Here is a 22753-nt window from a genome sequence, read left to right on the forward strand (position 1 = left end):
CGCGCGCCCTAGCGTGACAGGGTGTCAGCCGACGAGTCCGCAGAGCCGGATGCCCGTGCGCGCCCGCGTCTGAGGCTCGGCGTCGGCGCCGCGGTGACGCTGGGGCTCGTGGTGCTGTCGGCCGCGGTCGGCTGGGGGATCCTGCGCGGCCAGGCTGCCCCGACCGAGAGCATCGCGCTGGACGGCGCAGCGTCGGCGTCGGCGGCCACCGGTGACGACATGCGTGGCGGCTCTGCCGTCGCGCCGCCCGAGGGGCTGTACGTGCATGTGCTCGGCGAGGTCGCCGCCCCCGGCCTGTACATCGTCGATCCGGACGCGCGGCTGGTCGACGCTCTGGCGGCTGCCGGCGGCACGCTCGAATCCGCCGACCTGCAGGCCGTGAACCTCGCGCGTCCGCTGAGCGACGGCGAGCAGATCGTCGTGCCGAAGATGGGCGCGGAGCAGCCGCCCGGCGCCTCGGCGGGCGACGGGGGCGCGGGGACCGGCGTCGGTGCCGGGGCGGCGGACGGGATCGTGAACCTCAACACCGCCGACCAGACGGCGCTCGAGACGCTGCCGCGCATCGGTCCGGCGCTGGCGCAGCGGATCATCGACTGGCGCGATGAGAACGGTCGATTCCGTGCTGTCGACGACCTGCTGGCCGTGCCGGGGATCGGCGAGAAGCTGCTCGCCGGCATGCGCGAGAAGGTGCGGGTGTGACCGACCTGCGCACGAGCGTGGTGGCCGTCGTGCTCTGGGGCGCGGCACTGCTGCTCATCCACGTGCCTCGGCTCGCCGGGCCCACCATCCCGATCGCGCTGATCGGAGCGGTGCTGCTGGTGATCCTCCGTCGTCGTGGAGCGGGTCTCGTCGTGCTCGTGCTGCTGTGCGGTGCGGGCCTCGCCGCGACCGTCGCGGCCGCACAGCCGGCCCGCGACGCCGGGCACCCGCAGCGCATCGCCGGCCCGATGCGGGTCGGCGTCGCACCGATCGACGGCGCGGATCTCGGTGCGGTGCTGCGCGTCACGGGTCAGGGCAAGCGCACGGATGCCGGTGAGCGCGCCGCTCTGGTTCTCTTCGGCGTCCGCGCCGAGGTGACGGCGCCGGCCTCGGGGGTCTTCGCCGTCGCCGCGACCACGCGCGCCGAGTCCATCCAGCGTGCGAGCGGACTTCCCGAACCGGGCGCAGGGCTGCTCCCTGGCCTCGCGGTGGGCGACACGAGGGCGGTGTCGGAAGAGGTGAGCGCGGCGATGCTGGCATCCGGACTCAGCCACCTCACGGCCGTCAGCGGTGCGGACTTTCGGCACCGGTCGCGAAGTTCCTGACCATCGTCAAATGACATATAAGTCCAGGTCAAGCGCGATTTCTTGACCCACCTTACAATAGCCGATTGTACCCACCTTTAAAAGTCTGGAGCGCGATCTCGCCCAGAATGGGGGAGTTTTAACCAAGTTTGGATTCTGAGATGGGTGCGCTCATGCAAACGTCACCATATGGGTCGCAGCAAAGTTGCCAGATGGGAGCCCGAGCGACTAGTCGATGAATTGCTGACCTGACCTGGGCAATTATTCCGAGTGAGTTCGCCAGATGAGCTTGACCCTGTCGAGGTTCGGACCCCGCTGGCCCCGTGCTTCCTCGCTGACGGGATCGATCCTAGGGATCACGAGCGTGCGTACGACATGCCTGTGCTGGACGAGGGTCATGCCCTCCCAGACGATCAATGCGGACTCCGCTCTTCGGAAACGCCGCACCAACGGATCCAGGTTCTCCAGGACGTCGAGTCGGTTGTATGCGGCTTCGATCTTCGGAAACACGATCTGCTCCTGGCGCTCGAGAAGCTCGGGCTGCACGCGTTTCTCGGCTTCTTCCTTCACTCGATTCAGCCAGATGTAGTCAGCTTTGATCTGAAGACGAAGCGCTCGGCGTTCTATGTCGTCCTTGTCCCCAGACAGCGTGCGGGGTATCTCGAAGTCCATGTCGGAAACCCGCGCGAGGACAGCGTCTGTCACGATCTCGTCGAGATGCTCCTGACGCATCGACACGTGGAATCCCGTGCCCCCGGGGGAGCCGGCGCACTCATAAACGCGGTAGCGCTGGATTGGCTCTTTGCTGCCGGCGGGCCGCGTGCCCGCGTTCTGCGAGCCGATCCTGGTGCTCGCGCCACAAACGCCGCACACCGCGATGGAGCTGAGCAAATAGCGTGGCGGTCGTCCCCGCTTGGCCGTCGTAGCGCCCACATCACTGCTCACGCCTCAAGTCTGTCTGATGGTCGGCTCGTCTGCTTGCCTGAGTGAGATGTGATCCGTCGGGTCTCGATGCTCTGGAGCGCTGGTGCGACGAGTACTTCGCATCGCGAGCCACTGCTCTTCACCGAGCCAGGTAGTGTCACCGTCGACGAACGCGGCCGTGAGCACATATCGCTGATACTCGGTCAGTGGGGGAGCGGTGGCGGCCAGGGTTGCCAGCCGCTCGGCATACCGAACATTTGCGATCTGGGCGGATCGCGCGTGCATAGGAAGATCCGGCAGTCGCTCAGCTAGGTCTGTGATCGCGGCTCGCACGGCGTCCGTGGCGCTAGTGCCGCCTGCTCTCAGAACGTCAAGGGCTGCTTGGCTCAGTCGATCGAGCTGGACCGTGATCTGCTCAGTCTTGGAGGTTGATCCTTGGGAGTGGTCTCCTGGAAGCGACGTGTACATTCGCCTATTGCCTCCCGCCTCGGGTCAATCACGATCACCATAGTGGAAGCTATAAGTTCCAGGAAGTGATCAGTGCCTATTCGTGACCTTGTGGTGAATCACCGACTTCCAGCGAGAGGGAGTGGCGGGGGATCACTTCGTCCCGGATCTGGGGCGTCATTACCGGACTCGCTACCTGATCGACCGACGATCGCTCAAGCAACATGCCTTCGGCGACGAACTTGATCAGCGGGTCACGGTCCTCTGTCAGAGCATCGAGAATCTGAGTCGGGGCATCTGGGTTCAACGCCACCAGAAGTGCCAGATCAGAGCTGCGGCCGGCGAGATCCGCCAGCAGATCGATCGGTGTTGCGCCGTTGAACGCGACGGCCTGCTGTGTTTCGGCATCATTCTCGACAGCTAGTAGCCGCAATACCTCTGGAGGCGTGTTCGGGTTCGCCGCGACGACACGCCTAACTTGCTTGCTTCGACGCTCACCGCCGAGGAAGGTAAGAATGTCGGGCGTTGCCAATGGGTTGTAAGCGACTTGCGCACGAACTTCGGCGCGCTTGTTCGCTGCCATCTCATGCAACTCGGACACCGTAGGAGGCGTCCGTTTCGGAGCGATCTCGACTGCGCCGACTTCGGCAGGGTCAGTGTCTTCGGCGGTATCGGCGACAGGATTGCGGAAGGCTGCAATGCGAACGTCAAGGTCTGGATCGAGGAACAATGCGTTCAGTGCGTCGCCCGGGAGGTTTGGATTGCGTGCCGCACATTTCCGCACTTCAACATCCTCGTCCTGCGCCAGCAGTTCCAGGATTTTCACTGGCGTATGTGAATGGGTGGCGACAGCGCATCGAACCTCTTCGTCGCGGCTCTTGGCGAGTCGCACCAGCGTCGTTGCGCCGGTGCGGGCATCTTCGGCTGCCTCCAATCGGAGGTTCGGTTGGCGCATGCGGCTCTTCGACAGTCGATCCAGGGCTTCTTCGACCAAAGTGAATGGAAGTGCGAGGTCGCCACGTGAGGTTGCCGCCTGCAGCGCCTCCAGGAGTTCGAGATCACTCGCCGTGGTCAGCAGAGATGCTGCAAGCTTCGCCGCGAGATCGCCAGGAAGCGCCTCGTTGGTGAGCACTGCCACGCGAATCGTCTGGGACTTGTCCTCGGCAAGCAACTGCAGAGCCGGCACGGGGGCTGTGCTGTTCAGGGCCACTGTCAGTCGGACGTCAACTGAACGATCCCGGGCGAGCCGCTCCATCACGGCATCGGGCATTTGCTGCGACCCCGCGAACCACTCCCTCGCTTCGGCGGATCGCACTGACTGGATCTTCTCGGCCAGAAGGTCGACGCTCACGGCGTCTAGCGTTGGATTGCCGGCCAGCGCTGTCAAGATTTCGGGTGAGTTCTCATGGATCAGCTCCCTGAGCATCGCTGGCGGCGTTGCCGGGTGTGAGGCGATGACCGCCAGCATCTGCGCGTTGTACTCCGCAGGCGTGCCCCACTTCTCGTAGGCTGTGAGCCCCTGGGTGCGGAACGCCAGCCGGGCAGATTTGGAAGCGGCAAGCTCGCTAAGGGTCTTGCTCATGGCGTCATCATGGACGGGCAGTGACCGCTTGAGCGCGGACCAGCGGACCTCAGCATCGCTATCGGTGAAGAGCTTCTCCCGCACGGCGAGATCAGCAATGGGAAGGCTGTTCGCCACGATGTGCCGAATGTGCGCAGGCTGATCCTCCTGCATTAATGAGTTCTTCAGTTCATTCGGCAGTCCGTTCTTCAAACGCTCGGGAAGGTCGTTCCTCCGGTCAGCAATCGCCGCCCAGACACGACTTGCCTGCGGAAGCGGAAGACCGGGATTCCAGCCAAGGCGGTTGCCAATGAAGAGGTGGACCAGCTGTTCCAGAAGTCCGAGGTTCGCATCAGCTGGGTCGCGATCCTGGCGAATCTGCACGGCACGCGGGGCCAAGGCACCTGGATTCCCTGGCTGGACTGCCACCAGGTCATGAGTGTCCGCAACAGTGCCGGTTGCTGCGGGGGGGACTGGCGAGCTCGTCTCAATGCTGCGAGCCGATACAGTCGCTTCTTGCCGCCATGCGCCTGCGTTCGCGGCGGCCGCGCGTCGCACCATCAAGCTCGTGTCCTGAGCGAACGCAGACAGTATCTCATTTGGCGTCGCGGGGTTCATCGCCACGCCTTCACGTACGCGCGCGTAGCGGTCTGCGGCCAGCGTTCGCAGCGTGTCTTCAGGCGTCGCGGGATTCCGTCCCACTCGGAACCTCAGGTCCGTGTCGTCCCCGAGAGCCAGCGCCAGGAGCATCGCATGGGGTGTGTTGCGGTTGTCTGCCAGCAGTTGCAGCTTGCGGCGTTCTGAGACGGGAACGTGAACGGCGATCTGGTTCCGCTTCGTCGCGTTCACGAATCCTTCGCGCAATGTCGGCAGCAGCTCATCGGGATCGCCATCGAGCAGTCGCTCAAGGCTCCAGATCGGCATGAGCCCTTGCCGAGGAAGCCAGATGCCCACACTGCGCACGGCCAACTCGTCTTCGAGATCGAGCATGACGTACCCAAGCAACTGCCGCAGAAACCCGCGCAACTTGGGAATGCTCAACTCCGCGTATACCTTGCAGTCGATCAGCGTGTCACCGACAAGCCAATCGCCATCAGCTCCGCCCAGCAGCATCGCACCGCTGAACTCCGGATTCGGCTCGAAGCGGTCGCCGTCGGCAATTCGGTCGCGCCAGGCGTTGATCTGGGATGCGTTCGCCACGAGCAGCGAACGAATGTCCGCGATCGCCAGTGGATCGATCGAGGCGGCAAACGAGAGCCCGTCATCTACGGCGTCGCATGACGCGCCTACAGAACCGCTCAGTGCTTCGGGCCCGGCCCGATAAATCTGCTCGCAGTGAGCGAGCAGTATTGATGCGCGGTCGAGATCAGCCTCGTCCGAAGGCGCGGACAGCAGCTGTTCTGCCACTTGGAACGCTTCGGTCAGTATCCGTGCCCGATGCAACCCATTCTCGATCTCGTCGATGAAACGGGGCAGTTCGGTAATGCCAGCAGCTGAAGCTGAATCCTGTAGGTCGAAGCCATCCAACGCAAGGCGCGCGCGGATGTCGAATGCTGTCCCAGACCGCGCCGCATCGACACCACGGGGGACAGGAATGAGAAGATCCCTGTCGCAGAGCTCTGGCAGACCCAAGGTCGCGGCCATGCCATAAGCGGCTTGCGTGTTACCGCGGGTGCCACTCAGCCGCGGGGAGATCCCGTCAAGATACGCACGTACTGGCGAACCCGCGTCTCGCAACTCGCTCGTAAGGCTCACGGGTTGATCTTCGCAGATCGGAACGTTTGGCTCGTTGATCCCGTTCACCGTCTCGGTGCCACCTCTGGCCATGCGTCGCACCGCCCGACGTCCCAACCCTGATTTTGAGCTCAAATCACGGGGCCGCCAGTGCTCGCCGCACGTGATGATTCAGCACTACTTGAGCTGTCACCAGACACCCATTTCAGCCAGCCGCGCCCACCGCGGGATCAGTGCCGCGAGAGTGATGATGAGCGCGGCGGCCCCGACCGCAATCGACACGGCGCGAACGCGCCACTTGACGGGCTCGAAGTCGTTTCTGGCCAAAACGACCCCGCTCGCGAAGGGCAGGGCAAAGGGAACGATGCTCATCACTACCAGAGCGAGAACGGCGGACTCCCGCCATGACTCATCCGAGTACAACAGCCCGATGAGCATCAACCAGCCTTTGGCCAAAGCCATGAGCGTTCCGATGCCTCCAATGACGCTGGACAGCACGATCATCGTCCGAGGACGAAGCGCGTCCTCTCCTAGCGATGCGTGCACCAGGACCAGCACGGACAGGAGCGCCGTCAGCGCAAGGTAGCTGACGTCCGCGAAGCCCCATTCGCCTGTGTTGATCGGCACGAGTCCGGTGATCATCAGGAACAAGTGCAAGATCGCGAGAACCATCCCGACGCCGATCAAGCAGATGGTGGAGATCGCGATGAGCCGCTCGGAGCGCGTCGCCGGCTCCGGCTCGACCCAGAGGGTAACAGGCTGCGTAGACATCATGTCGATGACTCTCCTCTGTGAACCTGGACGATCTCCTGCCGCCATGTGTTGACTGCGCTATCGCGCCTCGAGCACGGCGACGATCGGCCGATGGTCGGTGCCACCAGATGCCGAAGGCTCCGGAACCCGGGCATCTAGTACCGACCATGCTTCGCCGACCAGCACATGATCGATCGGCGAAGCCAGCCATGCAGGAACGGTGGATGGCCAGGTGCCAGTAGAGGCTGCAGTTGCCTCAACCGCAGCATCCTGGCAGCGCCCGAGATCCAGATGGTCGACCGTGGCGTTGAGATCTCCGGCGAGGATGATGTTGGATCCGAACCGGCTGCATTGCTCAGCGATCCACTGCAGGCCTGCTCTCCAGTCGTCCATGCTCTTGGGCAGGGGCGCGGCCGGGTGTGCCGCGACGATTACCGGTCCGTCTCCGTCAGCCGGACGCCAGACGCCGCTGGGAAGCCCAGGCGTTGAACCAGCAGCCTCGTCGAGCTCGTAGGCACCGAGTTCGTCGGCGACGAGCAGTGACGTCGGGATCCACGACTCCTCGACCGAGCCGGCAACGGCGCGGGTGGTCGCTGGCGTCAAATGCATGCCCTCAAGGGCGACCAGGCGCGCGACCTCGGCGGCAGCGTCTTCGTCCATCTCTGGCAAGCTCACGACGTCGGCTTCCACCTCGAGGACGAGCGCGGCGACATCTGCTGGGGAGGTAGCCCCGCCCTGGGCATTCCACACCAGGGCCGTCAGATCGCCATCTCGCAGCCCTGCTGCACCCGTCGCTGTCTCTGAGCTTCCGCGGGCCAGGAGAACGCCGGAGTTCCCGACGCTCGCGGCAAGAGTGGCGACCGCGATCCCAGCGGCGATGCTCGCCAACAGCCGGGTTCGCCGTCGGAACAGCAGGAACGCCGCTGCAGCGACGATGGCAGCGAACAGGAGAGCGAGTGCGAGCGGGGCGCGGAATGCGATGAGCTGCGCGATGCCGGGAAGTTGCTGTGCGCCGAATGCCTGCGGCCAAGTCAGCAGGATCGCCACAGGGATGCAGACCAGCAACGTGATGCTCAGGCCGAGACGACCCCGACCCGCGTCCCTTCCCGTCGAGGCTGGCTCTTGTTCCGGAGCTTCGGCGACGCGAGTCACGGGCCCCATGTCGGCTGGCTGGCTCCCGGCGACAGCAGCACCGCCCACCCGGCGAGGACCAGCGCGATCGCGATGATGGGCATGACCACGACAAGGGCCCGAGCGGCAGTGCTCCGCTTGCGCCACGTCCAGATGCCCCGCGCTACAAGCCAGAGGAGCAACCCTCCTGCGATGGCGAAGAAGAACAGTCCGACGGTCACGCCCAATGGGCTCTCGGAGCCCTCCCAGTGGTAGGTCGTGCCGACCTCCCACGGCCGCCACACGAGGCCGGCCATGCCGATCCAGAACGTGCCGATCAGTCCCGCGATGACCGAGGCGAGTCCGAGAATGAGCGGGGCGATCTGGCCCTCGCCCTGGCTGCCCGCCACGGCTGCGTTCTCTTGCGTCGCGGTCATGGTCCAGTCCTTCCCAAGCGGCACTTCTCTCGAAGTCGTCATTTCGATCCTATGGATCCGTGCCGCGCACTCTTGATGAACCGCTGGGGCTCCGGGTATTACCTGTTGAACGGCTCGCTGCCCGGGCCCAGGTGCGAGTCGAAGCGCTGCTTATGCCAATGCATCGCGTACGGCCGTCCTGATCTGCGCTGACAGGTCGTCGACAAACTGCTGGCACAGCGCCATCGCCGTGGGGCCGTTGTTTTCCTGCCGGCATTCAGCCAGCCGCGCTTCATCGATCGGGATCCGCTTCATGAAGCCGAGGGGACTGCTGACTTCGATGAACGCGCCGGTCTCGCCTGGTCCTTCGGCTCCGAGCCGCATCTCGACCGGGGCATCCCAGGGGACGCTGGCTGCCTGCATCGCCGCGTTGCCGAAGTTGGACGCGCTCGTGTTGAACAAGCTGCTGATCATCGCTGCTCCTCGAACGGGTCGACGATGCTCTGCACCCCATGGTCGGGGCAGACGAACGCGATGCGCGCGCCCTGCCCCTCGACGCTGATGCTGGGATCCGGCTCGCAATCGCCCCCGCACTCCGAGCACGTGCGGTAGCCCTGGTCCTTGGGCGTGCGGATCGGCACACCATCCAGGTTGCCGGGCTCGTCGTACTCCATGCACTGACTCTACGAGCTTTCCTGCGCCACTAGTCGTAGGCCCGGTGCACGTGCCATCCGTCCTCGGCCTTGTACACGTCGAAGACCAGCGAAAGGCCATCCTCGTCGGTGCCCTGGAACCGCCAGCCGTAGAGGCCGGTGTTCGGCTCCCGCGGAGCCGTCCAGATGGAATGCCGAAGCCTGGTCGGAGCATCGGTGACCCGCCAGCGCTTGCCCGCGTAGACCATCCGCGCAGGCACGTCGTCGACCAGCCACAGGGTCATCTGGTGTTCGACTGCAGTGGTGTTCATGGGTTAAGAGAATAGAACACTTGTTCGATATTTGCTACCCTTGAATCGGCCGGAGAGAGGAGCCAGCATGGGCACCAGCCAGCGCCTTGCTGAGCACTACGATCTACGTGCCGAGGAAAAGCAGCTGGAGCGCTACGCCAAGACTGCTGGCCCGCTGCAGTCGCTGAGCGAGCGCGAGCTCGCGCTGGACAAGCAGCCGGTCACGACCTATCCCCAGCCCCGGCGCGTCAAAGCATGGGTCAGGTTCGGGCCCCAGCCGGCGCGCGTCAATGCTCTGCTGCTGCGCAGCACCGACACCGCCGTCGGCATCGAGTTCACCATCGCGGAGAAGACCTACCGCTGCTGGGTGTGGGGCAACGCCGTGGAGCTGGCCGGCTAGCCCGCGCAGCTTGGCTAGGCTCATGCGGATGACTGACGTTCAGCAGCAGCCTGCATGGAAGTTCTGGCTGAGCATCCTCTTCTGCTTCCTGCAGGTGGCCGTGGGGTTGCCGGCCATGGGGTACTTGTTCAGTCGCGGGCTTGGCTGCGGACAGGGGTGCGATTTCGTGGGTTTCGGCTACGCCTTCTATGGCTTCGCCATCTTCGGATTCGCAGTCGCGCTAGCAAGCATCGTGCTGCTGTTCCTGCTCAACAAGCGCACCTGGGCTTGGATGATCCCCGGTGTCGCCCTCCTGGTCATCATCATCGGGTTCTTCATCGCCAACAGTGCTGTTGGCACTCTGCTGTCGAAGTGATCCAGCTGGCCAGCACTCGCATTCCGCTGGTCGCCGCTCCCGCATAGCCTGAACACATGTGCGGCAGATCCGCGATGGACGCCAACACCGACGAGCTGATCAGCGAGTTCGTCGCGCAGGGCTGCAAGCCCGAGGACTGGTGGAAGGAATGGCACGGCAGCTACTCGATCGCGCCAACAGACCAAGCACCGATCGTCCGGGACCGCGGCGAAGGCAGGATCCTGGAGCTCGTGCGCTGGGACTGGCAGAAGCCGCCGTCCAGGCCCACCGGCGCGCCGATCATCAACGCGCGCATCGAGAAGCTGGCGACCGGCTTCTGGACTCCGGCATTCACCGCCGCCCGCTGCGTCGTGCCCATGCGGGGTTACTACGAATGGACCGGCACCAAGGGCGACAAGACCCCGCACTTCTTGCATCGCGAGGATGACAGCTTGCTTGCTGCCGCCGGCCTCACTTGGTCGATGGACGTCAAGGGCGAACACGTCCGCTGCTTCGTAGTGGTCACCCGCGAGGCCCGCGACGCCGGGGGCGAAGTGCACGACCGGATGCCGGCGTTCCTGACTCCTGACGCAATGGATGCCTGGCTGGAGTCGGTCAAGCTCGATCGTACAGGGCGCGAGGAGATGCTTGCCGCGCTGGACGGCTCCTCAACTGCGATCGCATCGACCATCCGCCAGCATGTCGTCGACCGGCGGGTGAACAGCGTGCGCGCTGCGGATCCCAGCGACCCTGGGCTTATCGCGCCGGCAGTACAGTAACTGACCGTTTAGCGGCGTGGACTCAGCTCTGAGACGTTGATCACGCGGCCGCGGATTCATGGATGCGATGAGGACAACCCGACTGTCCAAAGCGATCCCATGGGCGGCACACCTGAGGCTCAGGTCACAGGTGCCACCCTGAGGGCTTCAACCGCCAACGCTGTCGAGACGGTTGCGACTTCGTAATTGAGTCCGTGTTCCCGTTGTACCAGATCGCGAAAAGCACCCAGCGTTTTCTTCCCATGCCGGAAGCGAACCGGGTTCTCATCGAATTCCCTCGTGCACAAGGCAGCGACGGCCCCGGGGTTCGGAACTTTTCCTTGTTTCCGACGCTCTCGCTCATCAGCGATATTGCGTTGCGTGATCATGATTTCTAGTGAGCTCTCGCGCGTGAGTAAAGTCGCCCGATCCAGCAGATCAGCGATGACCGCCTCGTCGAGCGCGGGGTAGATCATCTTTAGATGGTCAGGATCCAACAGGTGGCTCTCGATGTCGGTGCCCGTTGTCAAGAAGGGTTCAGCGCCAACCGAACGCATGGCAGCTTCGAAGCTTGCCCAAGCTTCATCTGAGAGGTAGTCCCGGTCGCGGTGCACAATAACCCGCGTGCCTGGTGCATGGTCAAGCACAAACTTCGTTAGGACCTGTGCCGCCACGGTCTGCCCCGAGTTCGCGTAGGACCAGATGTCGAACTCTCCTTCCTTCAACCCTGAAGACAACGCAATCGTTCTGATTAGAGTTGTGTCGTCGTCCTCTGTGATGATCACAAGTGGCGTCTTGCCGTTCCGCAGCCGATCGCCGGCGTCGAGCGCGCCTAACTCGAGCAGGGCCGAGACAAGATCAAAGTCGGCGTCTCGAGGCGCTCCTGCACTGAGCCAGTGGATCTTCGCATTCCGTCGGCCGAGTTCATCAAGCATGTGGCGAGAATGCGTAGACAGTAGAACTTGGAACTCGCGAGCTTCGGCCAGTTCGATGAGTAGTTGAGCGAGCTTTCGTTGGTTGTCAGGATGGAGATGAGCATCTGGTTCATCCAGAATCAACAGCCGCGGTTGATACAGGCCGATGTACGAAAGAACCTGGATTGCCTGGAGCACGCCTGTGCCCGAAGATTCGACGGGCAATTTTGGTCCATTTTCTCGGGTGGCCGACACGGAGATGTACTCATCTGACGCTTCGTCGAAGGAGACCTCGACTTTGACATCAGGAAAGACTTTGGAGAGGGATGCTTCGAAGTCTTGCCACGCTAGAGCGTCCCTCGATAGCGCCAGTAAGACGTTCCGAAAGACCGAATTTGCGTCGCCGCGTGCAGCTGCACGCTGAACTAGCCCTTTGGATTGATAGGACTCCACAGCGGGGATCCCGGCGAGACCGGGAGCCACGACGGAGTACGGCCGTGCAAGATCTTCCAGACGTTCGCCGAGCGCTCGACCAGTGATCTTGACCTGTACGTTCTTGTTCTTGCCTTTCTTGACTGTGATCTCGGCCTCACCGAGATCGTCAGTCTCGAAGCGGACGGAGATTGGATTGCTCTTCTCCCGCAGCGCGCCGCCAAAAGCCAGTCCGTCTACGTCTCGGAGTGGTGTGTAAACGAGCTGTTGGGTTGCGAGCGATCCCGGGCGCTCGCCCGTAGCACGGATCCATCCACGCGCCCCTGCCAGGTGTAGGCTCTGGGCGACCGAAACAGCGAACTGGATTGCTTGCAAGGCGCTGCTTTTTCCAGCGTTGTTTGGGCCTACCAACACGGTCACCTGACCAAGAGCTAGTGTGGCGTCTTCGACAGTCTTGAACCGCTGGATGTGTACCTGGTTGAGCACGTTTGCCTCTCGCAACGCCGCATAGGTTAGGTCAGTCTGCCTCGATCGCAGGCCTGATCGCTTTCGCCGTAGCCTACTCAACTCGTGGCACGAACGGATCGTCCTCGATCGCGCGGCACTGACTCCTTTTCTGTGGGGCCGCTGAAGGTAGCGTCTAGTCATGCCTGAGAACGTACGACTCCCGCTCGTTGCCGATGCAGCGCGTGCGCTGGCGCATGGACTCGCCAATCCTTCCTTGCTCGTGACCCTCCACCGGGACATCGACAAGCTCCACGGGCTTAGTGGGCGCAGACTTGGGAGCTCGAAGAAGCAGTACGCACTCCGGTGGGCCATCTTCTCGATGTCATATGCCGCTCTCGAGGCGTTCTTCAACGACATCCTTCGGGAGCCAACCGACACGCGCGCGTTGCCCTTGAATCCCGACAAGCTGCGCAATGCCGGCAACAAGCACGGAGTCCGCCTCTTCACTAACGACTGGGGTGTGCGAACGCGCGCGTTGAGCTTGACCGCGACCGACGGGCGGTCACGCTGGATGATCTACGAGGGAACCCGCGAGCTGGCAGCGTACTTATCAGACATGAAGAACCTTCGCGACCTCCTGAACCACGGTCAGGATCCCACGAAAGCGACGAACAGATCAGGTGCCCTTTGGCCGCTTGCAAGCGGGGGGCATTCGATGCGGCTGATGGGTGCCGAGGGTTTCATTCAGGCCTGTTGCGACCTCGCGTCCCAGACTGTGATGGCCTACGGCGGAAGCGCGAGCGACCTTCCAGAGTGGCCCGAACCGGAGCGTTCCGGTCTCTCCGCTGAGAAGCGGCCGAAGTTGGCTCTGTTGCCATGACGTTCGCTCGTCGCGGTGCCAGGTAGTGCCCCGTCACGTCAGATGCCTCCACGCAGGGGGTTGTGGGCAAGCAGCGTCGGTGCCGCCAAGTAGGCTCGGGAGTGTTCACGCAGACGTGAGGAAGAGGTCGCATAGTGAGGCTGAAGTCGTTCCGGGTGTCCCGGTACAGGAACGTGCTGGACTCGGGCGAAGTGCTGGTGGAAGGCGATGTCACTACCCTGGTCGGCATGAATGAGTCGGGCAAGTCCACGATGCTGGGCGTGAGGAACGAACAGGTGACAGTTTCGGTTTAGGCCGCCAGTGTGAGCGGCTCAGCTAGCTTGGCTTCGAACTCGATGGGCGTCAAGCCGCCGAGGGTGTCCTGGGCGCGCTGGCGGTGATACTTCCGCTCGATCCACACGACAATCGCGAGCCGGAGTTCCTGCCGGGTCGTCCACCGCTGCTGGTTGAGGACGTTCGTCTGCAGCAGCGACCAGAACGACTCCATGGCGGCGTTGTCTCCGGCGGCGCCTACGCGTCCCATCGATCCGACCATGTCATGACGGCGCAGCTCGCGGGCCATCGCCCTGCTGCGGAACTGGCTGCCCCGGTCAGCGTGCAGGATGCACCCGGCGACCTCACCGCGACGGGCGACGGCGTTGCGGACGGCATCGATGGCGAGCTTCGCAGTCATCCGGTCGCTGATCGAGTAGCCGACGATGCGGTTGGAGAACACATCCTTGATCGCGCAGCAGTACAGCTTGCCTTCGCTCGTCCGATGCTCCGTGATGTCCGTGAGCCACAGCCGGTTCGGGGCATCGGCGCGGAACACCCGCTGCACGTGATCGTCGAACACCGGCGGGCCGGCCTTCTTGCCCTTCCCACGTCGCCGGCGCTGCGCGGACGAGAGGATCCCGGCCTGCGAGCACAGCTTCCACGCCGTCCGCCGACTCATCCGCCACCCCGCCCGACGGGCTTCGTCGGCAAGGTATCGATACCCGAAAGTCGGGTCGTCGTGATGCGCGTCATGCAGCGCGTTGATCCGATACGCGCGGAGCACGTCCGCGTCCCGGACAGGGGCGTTGCGCCACCGGTAATAGGGCTGTCTTGCGAGCTTGAGAACCCGACACGACACCGTGACGGGAATCCCCGCTTCGGCGAGCTCAGCAACGAGCGGGTACGTCATTTTGGGGAGCCGCCAAGACGCAGGTTCGCCTGCGATAGGTACGCCGCCGCGCGACGGAGCACCTCGTTCTCCTGCTCGAGCAGCCGGATCCGTTTCTTCAGCTCCCGAGCCTCTGCCGCGTCCGCGGCGGTCTGACCAGGTCGATTGCCGTCTTCGACATCGGCCTGGCGGAGCCAGTTCTGCAGGGTTGCTTCGCTGATACCGAAATCGGTGGCGATCTGTTTAATGGTGACGCCGCTCTCGCGGCTACGAGCGACCGCGACAACGTCTTCGCGGAACTCTTTGGGATAAGGACCAGGCACGATGACATCCTCCCCGCCAGCGCCTCCCGGCACTAACGATCAGTTGCCACCTGTTCGTTCCTCACGCCCGCTCGACGCCCTCTATCGGCTCAATCCGGTCTACGGTGACAGGTTCGTCGAGCTCGACGACTACCCGCGCTGGCGACGCAGCCGCGATAGCCGGAACGAAGACCTGCAGGCGATGTCGCCGATCGACGCGACCTTTGAGCTAGACCAGGAGGACCTCGAAGCGTTGGAGGAGGTGCTCGGGGAGGGCGTCGTTACGCCCGGGACAGTTCAGGTCGGTCGACGCTACAACGACAGTCATTGGGTGACTGTCGAGGTTGATGAACGCCGTTTCATTCGCAACGTGCTCGATGGGCATCGCGATGCCGAAATTCTTGCGGAGGCACATGAATCGGTCGCGTCGCTCAAGACAGCTCTCGCGGCTCTCGTCAAGGAAGAGGCGGCTGCGGCCGCCGCAGCAGCCGCCAAAGCTTCAGAGGAAGAGCCAAGCCCGGTCGAGGAAGTGCCTGGCACGCCCACCAGCGACGTGCTTGATCGCATCACCAGTTCCCTCGGCGCTGACGGAAGCCCTGGTTCGGTGGCCCAATCTGCGATCTGGTCGCGACTGCCTAAGTTCTTCCTGTTCACCGACTACCAGAGCCTCGAGGGCCGGGTAGACGTTGCCGCGCTGAAGACGCAGTCGGATGAGCACCCGGGTGCCTCGCCGAAGCAGACCGCTCGCGCGCTGCTGAAGCTCGCGAACACCGACGTGAACGCTATGACCGACTCGAACTTCGAGTCGAGCACGGCAGAGCTCGAGTCGGTCTCCAACGACCTCTCCCGAGAGATGAAGGAGTACTGGAGTACGAACCCGGAGCTGCGCATCAAGATCATGACCGAGCCGGAGACTGTCTCTAATCAGCATGGTCAGCACAGCGTCGTGCGGTACCTGAACTTCCGTGTCGAGGACCGGAAGCACGACTTCACCAACAATTTCTCGCGCCGCTCATCAGGCTACCGGTGGTTCTTCTCGTTCCTCGCCGCGTTCAGCGAGTTCGAGACCCGTGAGAGCAACGTGGTCATCCTGCTCGACGAGCCGGGTCTTACGTTGCATGCGAAGGCCCAGCGAGACTTCCTGCGCTTCATAAACGAGCGGCTCGCGCCAGCAGGCCAGGTGGTGTACACAACGCACTCGCCGTTCATGGTTGACCAGATTGAGCGAGTTCGCGTTGTCGAGGACCGCGGCGAGGACGTCGGCTCCGTGACCACGTCAGAGGCCCTGGAGGTTGGAGATGACAGTGCGTTCCCGCTCCAGGCGGCCCTCGGCTACGACCTGACGCAGAACCTCTTCATTGGTGAACGGAACCTACTTGTCGAGGGACCGTCTGATCTTGCGTTCCTGGACCTGATCAGTCGTCGGCTGCGCGATCTCGAACGCGAGGGAGTGGACGAGCGGTGGCGCATCCTGCCGGCAGGCGGATCGTCCAACGTGCCGGCGTTCGTCTCGCTTCTCGGCCGCAAGGTGTCGGTCACTGTGCTGCTGGACTCCGGGACGGAGGGCGGTGGGAAGGTCGAAGCCGCCATGAACGCGAACAAGATCGACAGCGAACGCATCGTTCTGGTCAGCTCTGTCCTCGAGCAGAAGCACGCCGACATCGAGGACCTCTTCTCCGTCGACGACTACATCGCGCTCTACAACGCGGCGTTCGGCAAGAAGCTCAAGGCCAAGGACTTGTCCAACCACCATGAGCGCATCCTGAAGCGCTTGGAGAATTCCGGCGAGCCGAAGTTCGACCACTGGCGTCCAGCTGAAGTCCTCCTGCGTGACCCCGCTCGTGTCGAGAAGCTCTCCGACGCTACGTTGGCCAATTTTGAGGCGCTGGCGCAGAAGATCAACGCCACCCATGCATAGCGCTCGCGCAGCCGAAGGGTGGTGCGTGCGGCGATGCGATGGGGTATGTCCTCCTGGTCCGTATTGGCGTGCGCGAGTCGAACTGCGTCACTCTTGGGCGCTCGCAAATAGGAAGCGATAAGTACCTGGAACCTATGGCTTCCTATCGGGAGCCTTGATGAGTGGTCAGTTCCCTCAAGTCGACCCTCGGCGTACGGGTGCGCGAGATTCGTCGGTCCAGGAGACTGACGCAAGAGGCGCTTGCCGAGCAGCTTGAGATGACTCCGCGCTACCTGGCCGGCATCGAACGCGGCGAGCGAAACCTTACTTTGGATTCGGTTGACGCCCTGGCCAAGCAACTGGGCGTGGAGCCGCGGTCGTTGCTGGACCCATCCGCCGCACGCTAGGTATGTGCATTCGAGGGCTCTGCATGCACAGGGACGAAGAGTCAGTGATGTCGTGGAACAGCGGTTCCTAGACGGGATCCTGGGCAGGCGGTTGCTGGCCGGTGACACACCCGACACACGCCTTTTGGCGGCTCGTAGCAGGGCTGCGGCATAGACTGAACAGTGCGTCCGGCGTGCGTCGGGCCGCTGCCGTTGAGCAGGAGGCACCGGCATAATCCAGCTTCCCGGAGACAGTATCGAACCGCGCAATCGGGAGGTCTAGGAGTGGCAGAGAGCACCACTGAGAACTTGTTCCGCGAGTTCTACGGGGCGTCGACGTTCATCGAGAAGCGCGACATCCCGAAGAAGTTCGGCTTCCGTTCCAAGCGTAAGGGTTCGACGGACGACGGCTTCCCGGACTTCTTCAAGGACATGGGCTCCTGGCTCATCGTCGTCGAAGCCAAGTCAGGGGAACCAGGGCTCCGGTCGGACCATGAAGCCGCGTTGGCCGATGTGCGCAGCTACATGACCAACAATGCGGTGCCCCACACCGACATCGTTGGCATCGCTGTTTCTGGCCAGACCCTCGAGAGCCTGCGTGTCACCCATCTGTTGCGCAAGGGCGACAGCGACGAGATCGAAGAGCTCGAAGGCCTGCAGAGCCTGATGAGCCTCGAAGCGCTCAGCAACCACTACGCGTCCGCCGCCATCGGCGACCCGCTCTCCGACGCCGAACTGCAGAGGTTCCTGCGCCGGCTCAACGAGCGATTCCACAAGGACTCGCGAGTGCGCGACACCGAACGATCCTTGTTCTTCTCAGCGCTCATGATCGCGCTCGACGACGAACCGTTCCGCAACATCTACAAGTCAATCAGCAAGCCCGAGGATGATCGGCTCGTTGGTGCCCGGTATCTGAACGACCAGATTGTCGAGGCCGTTACTCGCCAGCTGGAGAAGAAGATCAACTCCGAGTCGAAGCAGATCGACTGGCGCGATCGCTTCGCGTTCGTGAAGACCGTAGACATCCCGCTCGGTGAATACAAGGAGATCATCAGCGAGATCGACGAGCGTGTGCACCAGCCGTCGAAGCGCTCGGTGAAGCGGGACATCCTCGGGCGGGCGTACAAGATCTTCCTGTCGCGCGCCGGCAAGATGGACAACAAGAACATCATCTTGACGCCGGACCACATCAAGACATTTATGGTCGACCTGGCCAGGCTGGGTCGTGACGATGTCATCATCGACACCTGCATGGGCTCCGGCGGCTTCCTCATGGATGCCATGGAGCAACTCGTCGCCAAGGCCAATGGTGACGAAAAGGCGATCGAGCACATCCACGAGCACCAGCTGGTGGGCCTCGAGAACGACGCGATCCTGTTCGCCCTCGCGTGCTCGAACATGTTCCTGCACGGTGACGGCCGTTCGAACCTCCTGTACCGCGACTCGCTCGTCACGCGTAGCAAGTCCTTCACCGTGGCCAAGCGGGATGAGAAGTTCCGCAACTACATTAAGCGCCAGAAGCCCACCAAGTGCGTGATCAACCCGCCGTACGAGAACGACAATCCGATCAACTTCACGATGTCGGCCATCGAGTACCTCGAAGAGGGCGGGCAGCTGGTCATCATCATGCCGAACAACACGCTGTCGAAGAACGCGAACCAGAAGGCGGCTCTCGCGATCCTCGAGCGCGCCCGCCTCGATTTCGTGATCGACATGCCCCAGCAGCTGTTCTTCGAGCAAAAGCGCGGCGTGAAGACCTCGATCTTCGGCTTCACCAAGACCAGCAACGGGCACGACCACGACGCGCTGGTGACCTTCATCGACATGGAGGACGACGGCCACGAGGTGCAGCTCGCACATGGACGCCGAGACACCGGCCGTTGGCATGGGATCGCCACCAACGTCCAGCGCGCCATCCGCGATGGCCTGGAAGATCACGAGGCCCGCTCCTGGCGCACGCCGATCTTCGACGACACCGGCAGGTTCCTGCCTCGTGGCATCCGGCAGAACCCGTGGCCGCAGACGCAGTCGCACGACCTGGATACGGCGATCGCCGACTGGCAGGAAGCGCGTGCTGTCCGCGAGGAGGCCCAAGCGGCGCTGGCTGCGGCGCTGTCGGCTGCGGGCATCGGCGGCTTCGATGACTGACTGGCCTTCTGTCCCTCTCGCGAAGCTGGTGACCCAGCACGTCCCGGACCTGGTCACGCCCGAAGATGATGACATCGTGCGCTTCGCCGGCGTGCGCTGGTACGGGGAAGGCCTGTTCGTGCGCGAGGAGCGCCAGGGTTCCGCCGTCAAGGCGAAGTGTTACGCGTTGAAGCCGGGCCTGCTGCTCTACAACCGGCTCTTTGCCTGGAAGCAGTCGTTCGCGGTCGTCACCGACGAGTTCGACGGCGTCGTGGTCTCGAACGAGTTCCCCCAGTTCGAGGTTGACACCACGCAGGCGATTCCTGAGTTCCTCGCGCTCTACTGCTCGTCGCCCGTCTTCGCGTCCAAAGCGCTAAGCCTGTCCTCGGGCTCAGCTGCCGTGAGCCGGAACCGGCTCAAGGAGGCTGACTTCCTACGACTGGAGGTGGCGTGTCCTCCTCTCGAGATCCAGGAGCGCATTCTCGAGGTCATCTCCGCTGTCGACGCTGCCATCGATGCGCTGCTCGCTGAAACCGAGGCCGCAGAAGCAGCACGAACGGCGCTGCTCGACGAACTGCTGCGGCGACGGGACGAGACCTGGACCGACATGCTGATCGGCAAGCTGGGCACCGTCACCCGGGGTAAGCGTTTCATCAAGTCGGACTATGTCGACGGCGGCATCGGCTGCATCCACTATTCGCAGATCCACACGGACTTCGGTGCGGTCACCGACGAGGTCCACTCATGGTTGCCGGAACAGATGCGCCCGAAGCTGCGATTCGCCAAGCCTGGCAGCCTGGTCATCGCTGGCACCAGTGAGAATTTCGACGGGGTGCTCAAGGCCGTCGCCTGGCTCGGCGACGACGACGTTGCGGTGCATGACGACGCCTACATATATGAGCACGAACTGGAACCCCGATTCGCGTCCTACGTCTTCGCATCCCCGGATTTCAGGGCGCAGTTGCCAGCGGTCATGTCAAACACCAAGGTTGTCCGGGTCTCCAAGGATGCGCTCGAGCGATTGACCGTTCCTGTGCCGCTGCGCGAGACACAGAAGGACATCGCAGACACCATGGACGCCATCGACCGGCAGGTGCAGGCGACCTCGGACGAGGTGGCTCGCGCCCAAACCACGCGTGCGGCTCTGCTGGACGCGCTGCTGGCCCACAAGATCGAGGTCACGCCGTCCGACGTGCCGGATTAGTTCGATCTGAGAACTCGCAAGCCTTTCACATGCCATAGACCAGTCCGCAATAGCCGTTCAGTGTGGCTGATCGAGCAGACTGCAAGGTGCGAGTAGCCGCCTGCTAGGCGATACCCTCGACGTGACCGCACCCCGTCGTTGCAGGCGCGGCTGACTTGCATCCTGGAGGGCGCTGTGAAGGCTGTTGATGCCAATCTGCTGGAGCTGCTAAAGAAGAGCGAGCGGTTCGTCGTGCCGATCTATCAGCGCGTCTACTCGTGGGGAATCACGGAGTGCGCGCAGTTGTGGACAGACATCGTTCGCGCCGGAGCCCGCAACGGCCTGAGCAACCACTTCACCGGCTCGATCGTCTATATCGAGAAGGACCAGGGCACCACCACCTCGCGGGAACCCGATCTGATCATCGACGGGCAGCAGAGGGTCACGACCGTGTCGTTGCTCCTTGCTGCGCTCGCTTCGCACCTTGAGCAAAGGCCCGAGGGCGAGCGCGAGCCGGTCGCCGGCTTCGCTCCGCAGAAGATCCGCGGTCTGTACTTGACGAATCCATACGAGTCGGGCGACGACTACTTCAAGCTCATGCTTTCGAAACGTGACAAAGATGCGCTGAAGGCCGTGGTCCGGAGCGCACCGCTACCTGTGTCCGACTCGAGGATCGTCGACAACTACGCGTACTTCGTCGAGCAGCTGAACCGAGCCGACGTGGGGACCGTCATCGACGTGTGCCGAGGCCTGTCCAAGCTCGTTGTCGTTGATGTGAAGCTCACGCGAAACATCGATGATCCGCAGCTCGTCTTCGAGTCAATGAACGCGACGGGCAAGAAGCTCTCGGAGGCCGACCTGATCCGGAACTTCGTCCTGATGGACCTACCACCGGCCCAGCAGGAGCGGCTTTACGAGGACTACTGGTTCCCGATGGAGCGGCAGTTCCAGGGAGCGAACGAGCACCGTTTCGACGAGTTCGTCCGTCACTTCCTCACGGTCAAGACGTTGAGCATCCCGCGCCTCGACGAGATCTACGACGCGTTCAAGGATTACGCGGCGGGCCAGGCGGAGCACGGCATGACCCGTGACGAGCTGGTTGTGGAGCTGAGTCGCAACGCCGGCTGGTTCGCCGCGATGGCGCTCGACACTGAGCCAGACCGTTCACTGGCGAAGCGGTTTCGTGATCTTGACCAATTGGCGACAGTCGCGTATCCGTTCCAACTGCGGCTCTATGCGGACTACGCCGACGGCAAGCTCTCCAGCGGCGAGCTCGCGGAGATCCTCGACACGATCATCGCGTACCTGTTCCGGCGAGCTGTGTGTCGAATTCCTACGAACAGCCTGAACAAGACGTTTGCCACCCTGGCCGCCGCGATTGATCCGCAGGACTACGTCGGGAGCATCCGTGGCCGCCTGCTGACCCTTCCCGACTACCGGCGGTTCCCTACGGACGAGGAGTTCAAGGAGGCGCTCAAGTCCACCGACCTCTATCACCTGAAGCGGCGCGGCTACTTCTTCCGCACGATCGAGAACCACGGACGCAAGGAGGAGGTCTCTACGGCGGAGTACACGATCGAGCACATCATGCCCCAGAACGCCAATCCGGCGTGGCAGGACGCGTTGGGCGCGGATTGGGAAGCCGTGCATGACCGTTACCTGCACACGCTCGGCAACCTCACGCTCACCGGCTACAACCCCGAGTACTCCGACCGACCATTCCGCGAGAAGCGCGACATGGAAGGTGGATTCCGTGACAGTCCACTGCGACTGAACCAGGGCCTGGGGCAACTGGAGAGCTGGGACGCCGCTGGCATCGAACAGCGTGCCGACCGGCTCGCTGACCAAGCCGTCGAGATCTGGGTGCGTCCAAACCTCAGCGAAGCCGCGCTCGACGAGTACCGACAGAAGTTCAACGACTCTCGGCGGTTCGATTGGTCTCTGACCCACTCGATCCTCGTTGCGATTCCTGAAGGGCAATGGACGAGCTATAACGCGCTTGCTGAAGCGGTCGGTACCGGCGCGCAAGCTCTCGCTCGCCATCTCATGACCTGTCCCGACTGCGGGAACCCGTACCGCGTGCTTACCTGGGACGGGAGAGTCGCAAACGACTTTAGGTGGAACGATGGTGATGATCACCGCGACCCCACCGATCTGCTCAGCAGCGAAGGGGTGCAATTCGCCGGCGGCCACGCCAACGCTGAGCAACAGCTCATGGTGGAGGAGCTTCTTGAGCTCGTAGGGGAGTCGTAGGCCCAGGAGGTGGCCGTGTCGTCCGTCCGATAGACCTGCGATAGGTCGACGATAGCCACTGCATAACTCAACATTGTCGATCGCCAACTATTCGAAAGGGTCTTTAGCGCGGCCTATCGAAAAGA

Annotated in this window: 20 protein-coding genes and 1 pseudogene; 11 read left to right on the forward strand and 10 right to left on the reverse strand. The window is 63.1% G+C overall.

Annotation, left to right across the window (positions count from 1 at the left end; genetic code table 11):
* Nucleotides 1–21: 21 nt before the first annotated feature.
* Nucleotides 22–699: a helix-hairpin-helix domain-containing protein gene (locus tag BFN01_RS06670; RefSeq protein WP_071642870.1), complete on the forward strand. Its 678-nt coding sequence runs from the start codon at nucleotides 22–24 to the stop codon at nucleotides 697–699.
* The gene (locus tag BFN01_RS06675) at nucleotides 696–1304 is read left to right on the forward strand and encodes a hypothetical protein (protein WP_071642872.1); all 609 of its coding nucleotides are present in this window, start codon (nucleotides 696–698) and stop codon (nucleotides 1302–1304) included. Before BFN01_RS06670 ends, BFN01_RS06675 begins: the two co-directional genes overlap by 4 nt.
* Nucleotides 1305–1544: 240 nt before the next feature.
* Here BFN01_RS06675 and BFN01_RS06680 read toward each other — a convergent pair whose 3' ends face one another.
* From BFN01_RS06680 to BFN01_RS06715, 8 genes are all read right to left on the reverse strand, one after another.
* Nucleotides 1545–2228: a zinc ribbon domain-containing protein gene (locus BFN01_RS06680; RefSeq protein WP_143187184.1), complete on the reverse strand. Its 684-nt coding sequence runs from the start codon at nucleotides 2226–2228 to the stop codon at nucleotides 1545–1547.
* Between the two features lie 523 nt (nucleotides 2229–2751).
* Nucleotides 2752–5859 carry a hypothetical protein gene (locus BFN01_RS06685; RefSeq protein ID WP_071642877.1) on the reverse strand — a complete coding sequence of 1036 codons (3108 nt, stop codon included), beginning with the start codon at nucleotides 5857–5859 and terminating at the stop codon, nucleotides 2752–2754.
* Nucleotides 5860–6138: 279 nt separating this feature from the next.
* Complete coding sequence (locus BFN01_RS06690) at nucleotides 6139–6723, reverse strand: hypothetical protein (protein WP_071642879.1); 585 nt, start codon at nucleotides 6721–6723, stop codon at nucleotides 6139–6141.
* A 57-nt stretch (nucleotides 6724–6780) separates the two neighbouring features.
* Nucleotides 6781–7749, reverse strand: a complete 969-nt coding sequence (locus tag BFN01_RS06695) for an endonuclease/exonuclease/phosphatase family protein (protein WP_177243821.1) — start codon at nucleotides 7747–7749, stop codon at nucleotides 6781–6783.
* A 101-nt stretch (nucleotides 7750–7850) separates the two neighbouring features.
* Nucleotides 7851–8249 (reverse strand): hypothetical protein, encoded by a 399-nt coding sequence (locus BFN01_RS06700; RefSeq protein ID WP_143187186.1) that lies wholly within the window; start codon nucleotides 8247–8249, stop codon nucleotides 7851–7853.
* Between the two features lie 150 nt (nucleotides 8250–8399).
* Complete coding sequence (locus BFN01_RS06705; RefSeq protein WP_071642885.1) at nucleotides 8400–8702, reverse strand: hypothetical protein; 303 nt, start codon at nucleotides 8700–8702, stop codon at nucleotides 8400–8402.
* Nucleotides 8699–8902, reverse strand: coding sequence for a hypothetical protein (locus BFN01_RS06710; RefSeq protein WP_071642887.1), 204 nt, complete (start codon nucleotides 8900–8902; stop codon nucleotides 8699–8701). The genes BFN01_RS06705 and BFN01_RS06710 overlap by 4 nt, the downstream gene beginning before the upstream one ends.
* A gap of 29 nt (nucleotides 8903–8931) precedes the next feature.
* A complete protein-coding gene (locus BFN01_RS06715) occupies nucleotides 8932–9192 on the reverse strand; it encodes a hypothetical protein (RefSeq protein WP_071642889.1) in 261 nt (86 codons plus the stop codon).
* A gap of 67 nt (nucleotides 9193–9259) precedes the next feature.
* On the opposite strand from BFN01_RS06715, the gene BFN01_RS06720 reads away from it, so the two are divergent.
* Genes BFN01_RS06720 through BFN01_RS06730 form a run of 3 tightly spaced genes read left to right on the forward strand, consistent with a single transcriptional unit; the run spans nucleotide 9260 to nucleotide 10684 of the window.
* Nucleotides 9260–9571 carry a hypothetical protein gene (locus BFN01_RS06720; RefSeq protein ID WP_071642891.1) on the forward strand — a complete coding sequence of 104 codons (312 nt, stop codon included), beginning with the start codon at nucleotides 9260–9262 and terminating at the stop codon, nucleotides 9569–9571.
* Between the two features lie 28 nt (nucleotides 9572–9599).
* Entirely contained in the window at nucleotides 9600–9926 is a 327-nt protein-coding gene (locus BFN01_RS06725; RefSeq protein ID WP_071642893.1) for a hypothetical protein, read from the forward strand.
* A 56-nt stretch (nucleotides 9927–9982) separates the two neighbouring features.
* A complete protein-coding gene (locus tag BFN01_RS06730) occupies nucleotides 9983–10684 on the forward strand; it encodes an SOS response-associated peptidase (protein WP_071642894.1) in 702 nt (233 codons plus the stop codon).
* A gap of 119 nt (nucleotides 10685–10803) precedes the next feature.
* Here the strand turns inward: BFN01_RS06730 and BFN01_RS06735 are convergent, their stop codons facing one another.
* On the reverse strand, nucleotides 10804–12495 hold the full coding sequence (locus BFN01_RS06735; protein ID WP_071642896.1) for an AAA family ATPase: 1692 nt from the start codon (nucleotides 12493–12495) through the stop codon (nucleotides 10804–10806).
* Between the two features lie 160 nt (nucleotides 12496–12655).
* On the opposite strand from BFN01_RS06735, the gene BFN01_RS06740 reads away from it, so the two are divergent.
* Entirely contained in the window at nucleotides 12656–13336 is a 681-nt protein-coding gene (locus tag BFN01_RS06740; protein ID WP_177243822.1) for a hypothetical protein, read from the forward strand.
* Nucleotides 13337–13625: 289 nt separating this feature from the next.
* Here the strand turns inward: BFN01_RS06740 and BFN01_RS06745 are convergent.
* Nucleotides 13626–14803 (reverse strand): annotated as a pseudogene (locus BFN01_RS06745) (IS3 family transposase).
* Between the two features lies 1 nt (nucleotide 14804).
* On the opposite strand from BFN01_RS06745, the gene BFN01_RS06755 reads away from it, so the two are divergent.
* The 5 genes from BFN01_RS06755 (at nucleotide 14805) to BFN01_RS06775 (ending at nucleotide 22628) form a co-directional block, all read left to right on the forward strand.
* Nucleotides 14805–16700 (forward strand): ATP-dependent endonuclease, encoded by a 1896-nt coding sequence (locus tag BFN01_RS06755; RefSeq protein WP_083428680.1) that lies wholly within the window; start codon nucleotides 14805–14807, stop codon nucleotides 16698–16700.
* 161 nt (nucleotides 16701–16861) lie between these two features.
* Nucleotides 16862–17086: a helix-turn-helix domain-containing protein gene (locus BFN01_RS06760; protein WP_071642908.1), complete on the forward strand. Its 225-nt coding sequence runs from the start codon at nucleotides 16862–16864 to the stop codon at nucleotides 17084–17086.
* Nucleotides 17087–17248: 162 nt separating this feature from the next.
* A complete protein-coding gene (locus tag BFN01_RS15465) occupies nucleotides 17249–19213 on the forward strand; it encodes a class I SAM-dependent DNA methyltransferase (RefSeq protein ID WP_177243823.1) in 1965 nt (654 codons plus the stop codon).
* Nucleotides 19206–20396, forward strand: coding sequence for a restriction endonuclease subunit S (locus BFN01_RS06770; protein WP_177243824.1), 1191 nt, complete (start codon nucleotides 19206–19208; stop codon nucleotides 20394–20396). The genes BFN01_RS15465 and BFN01_RS06770 overlap by 8 nt, the downstream gene beginning before the upstream one ends.
* 174 nt (nucleotides 20397–20570) lie before the next feature.
* The gene (locus BFN01_RS06775) at nucleotides 20571–22628 is read left to right on the forward strand and encodes a DUF262 domain-containing protein (protein WP_071642915.1); all 2058 of its coding nucleotides are present in this window, start codon (nucleotides 20571–20573) and stop codon (nucleotides 22626–22628) included.
* The last annotated feature ends 125 nt before the right edge of the window (nucleotides 22629–22753 follow it).

The sequence above is a fragment of the Microbacterium sp. AR7-10 genome (assembly GCF_001878835.1).
Lineage (GTDB): Bacteria > Actinomycetota > Actinomycetes > Actinomycetales > Microbacteriaceae > Microbacterium > Microbacterium commune.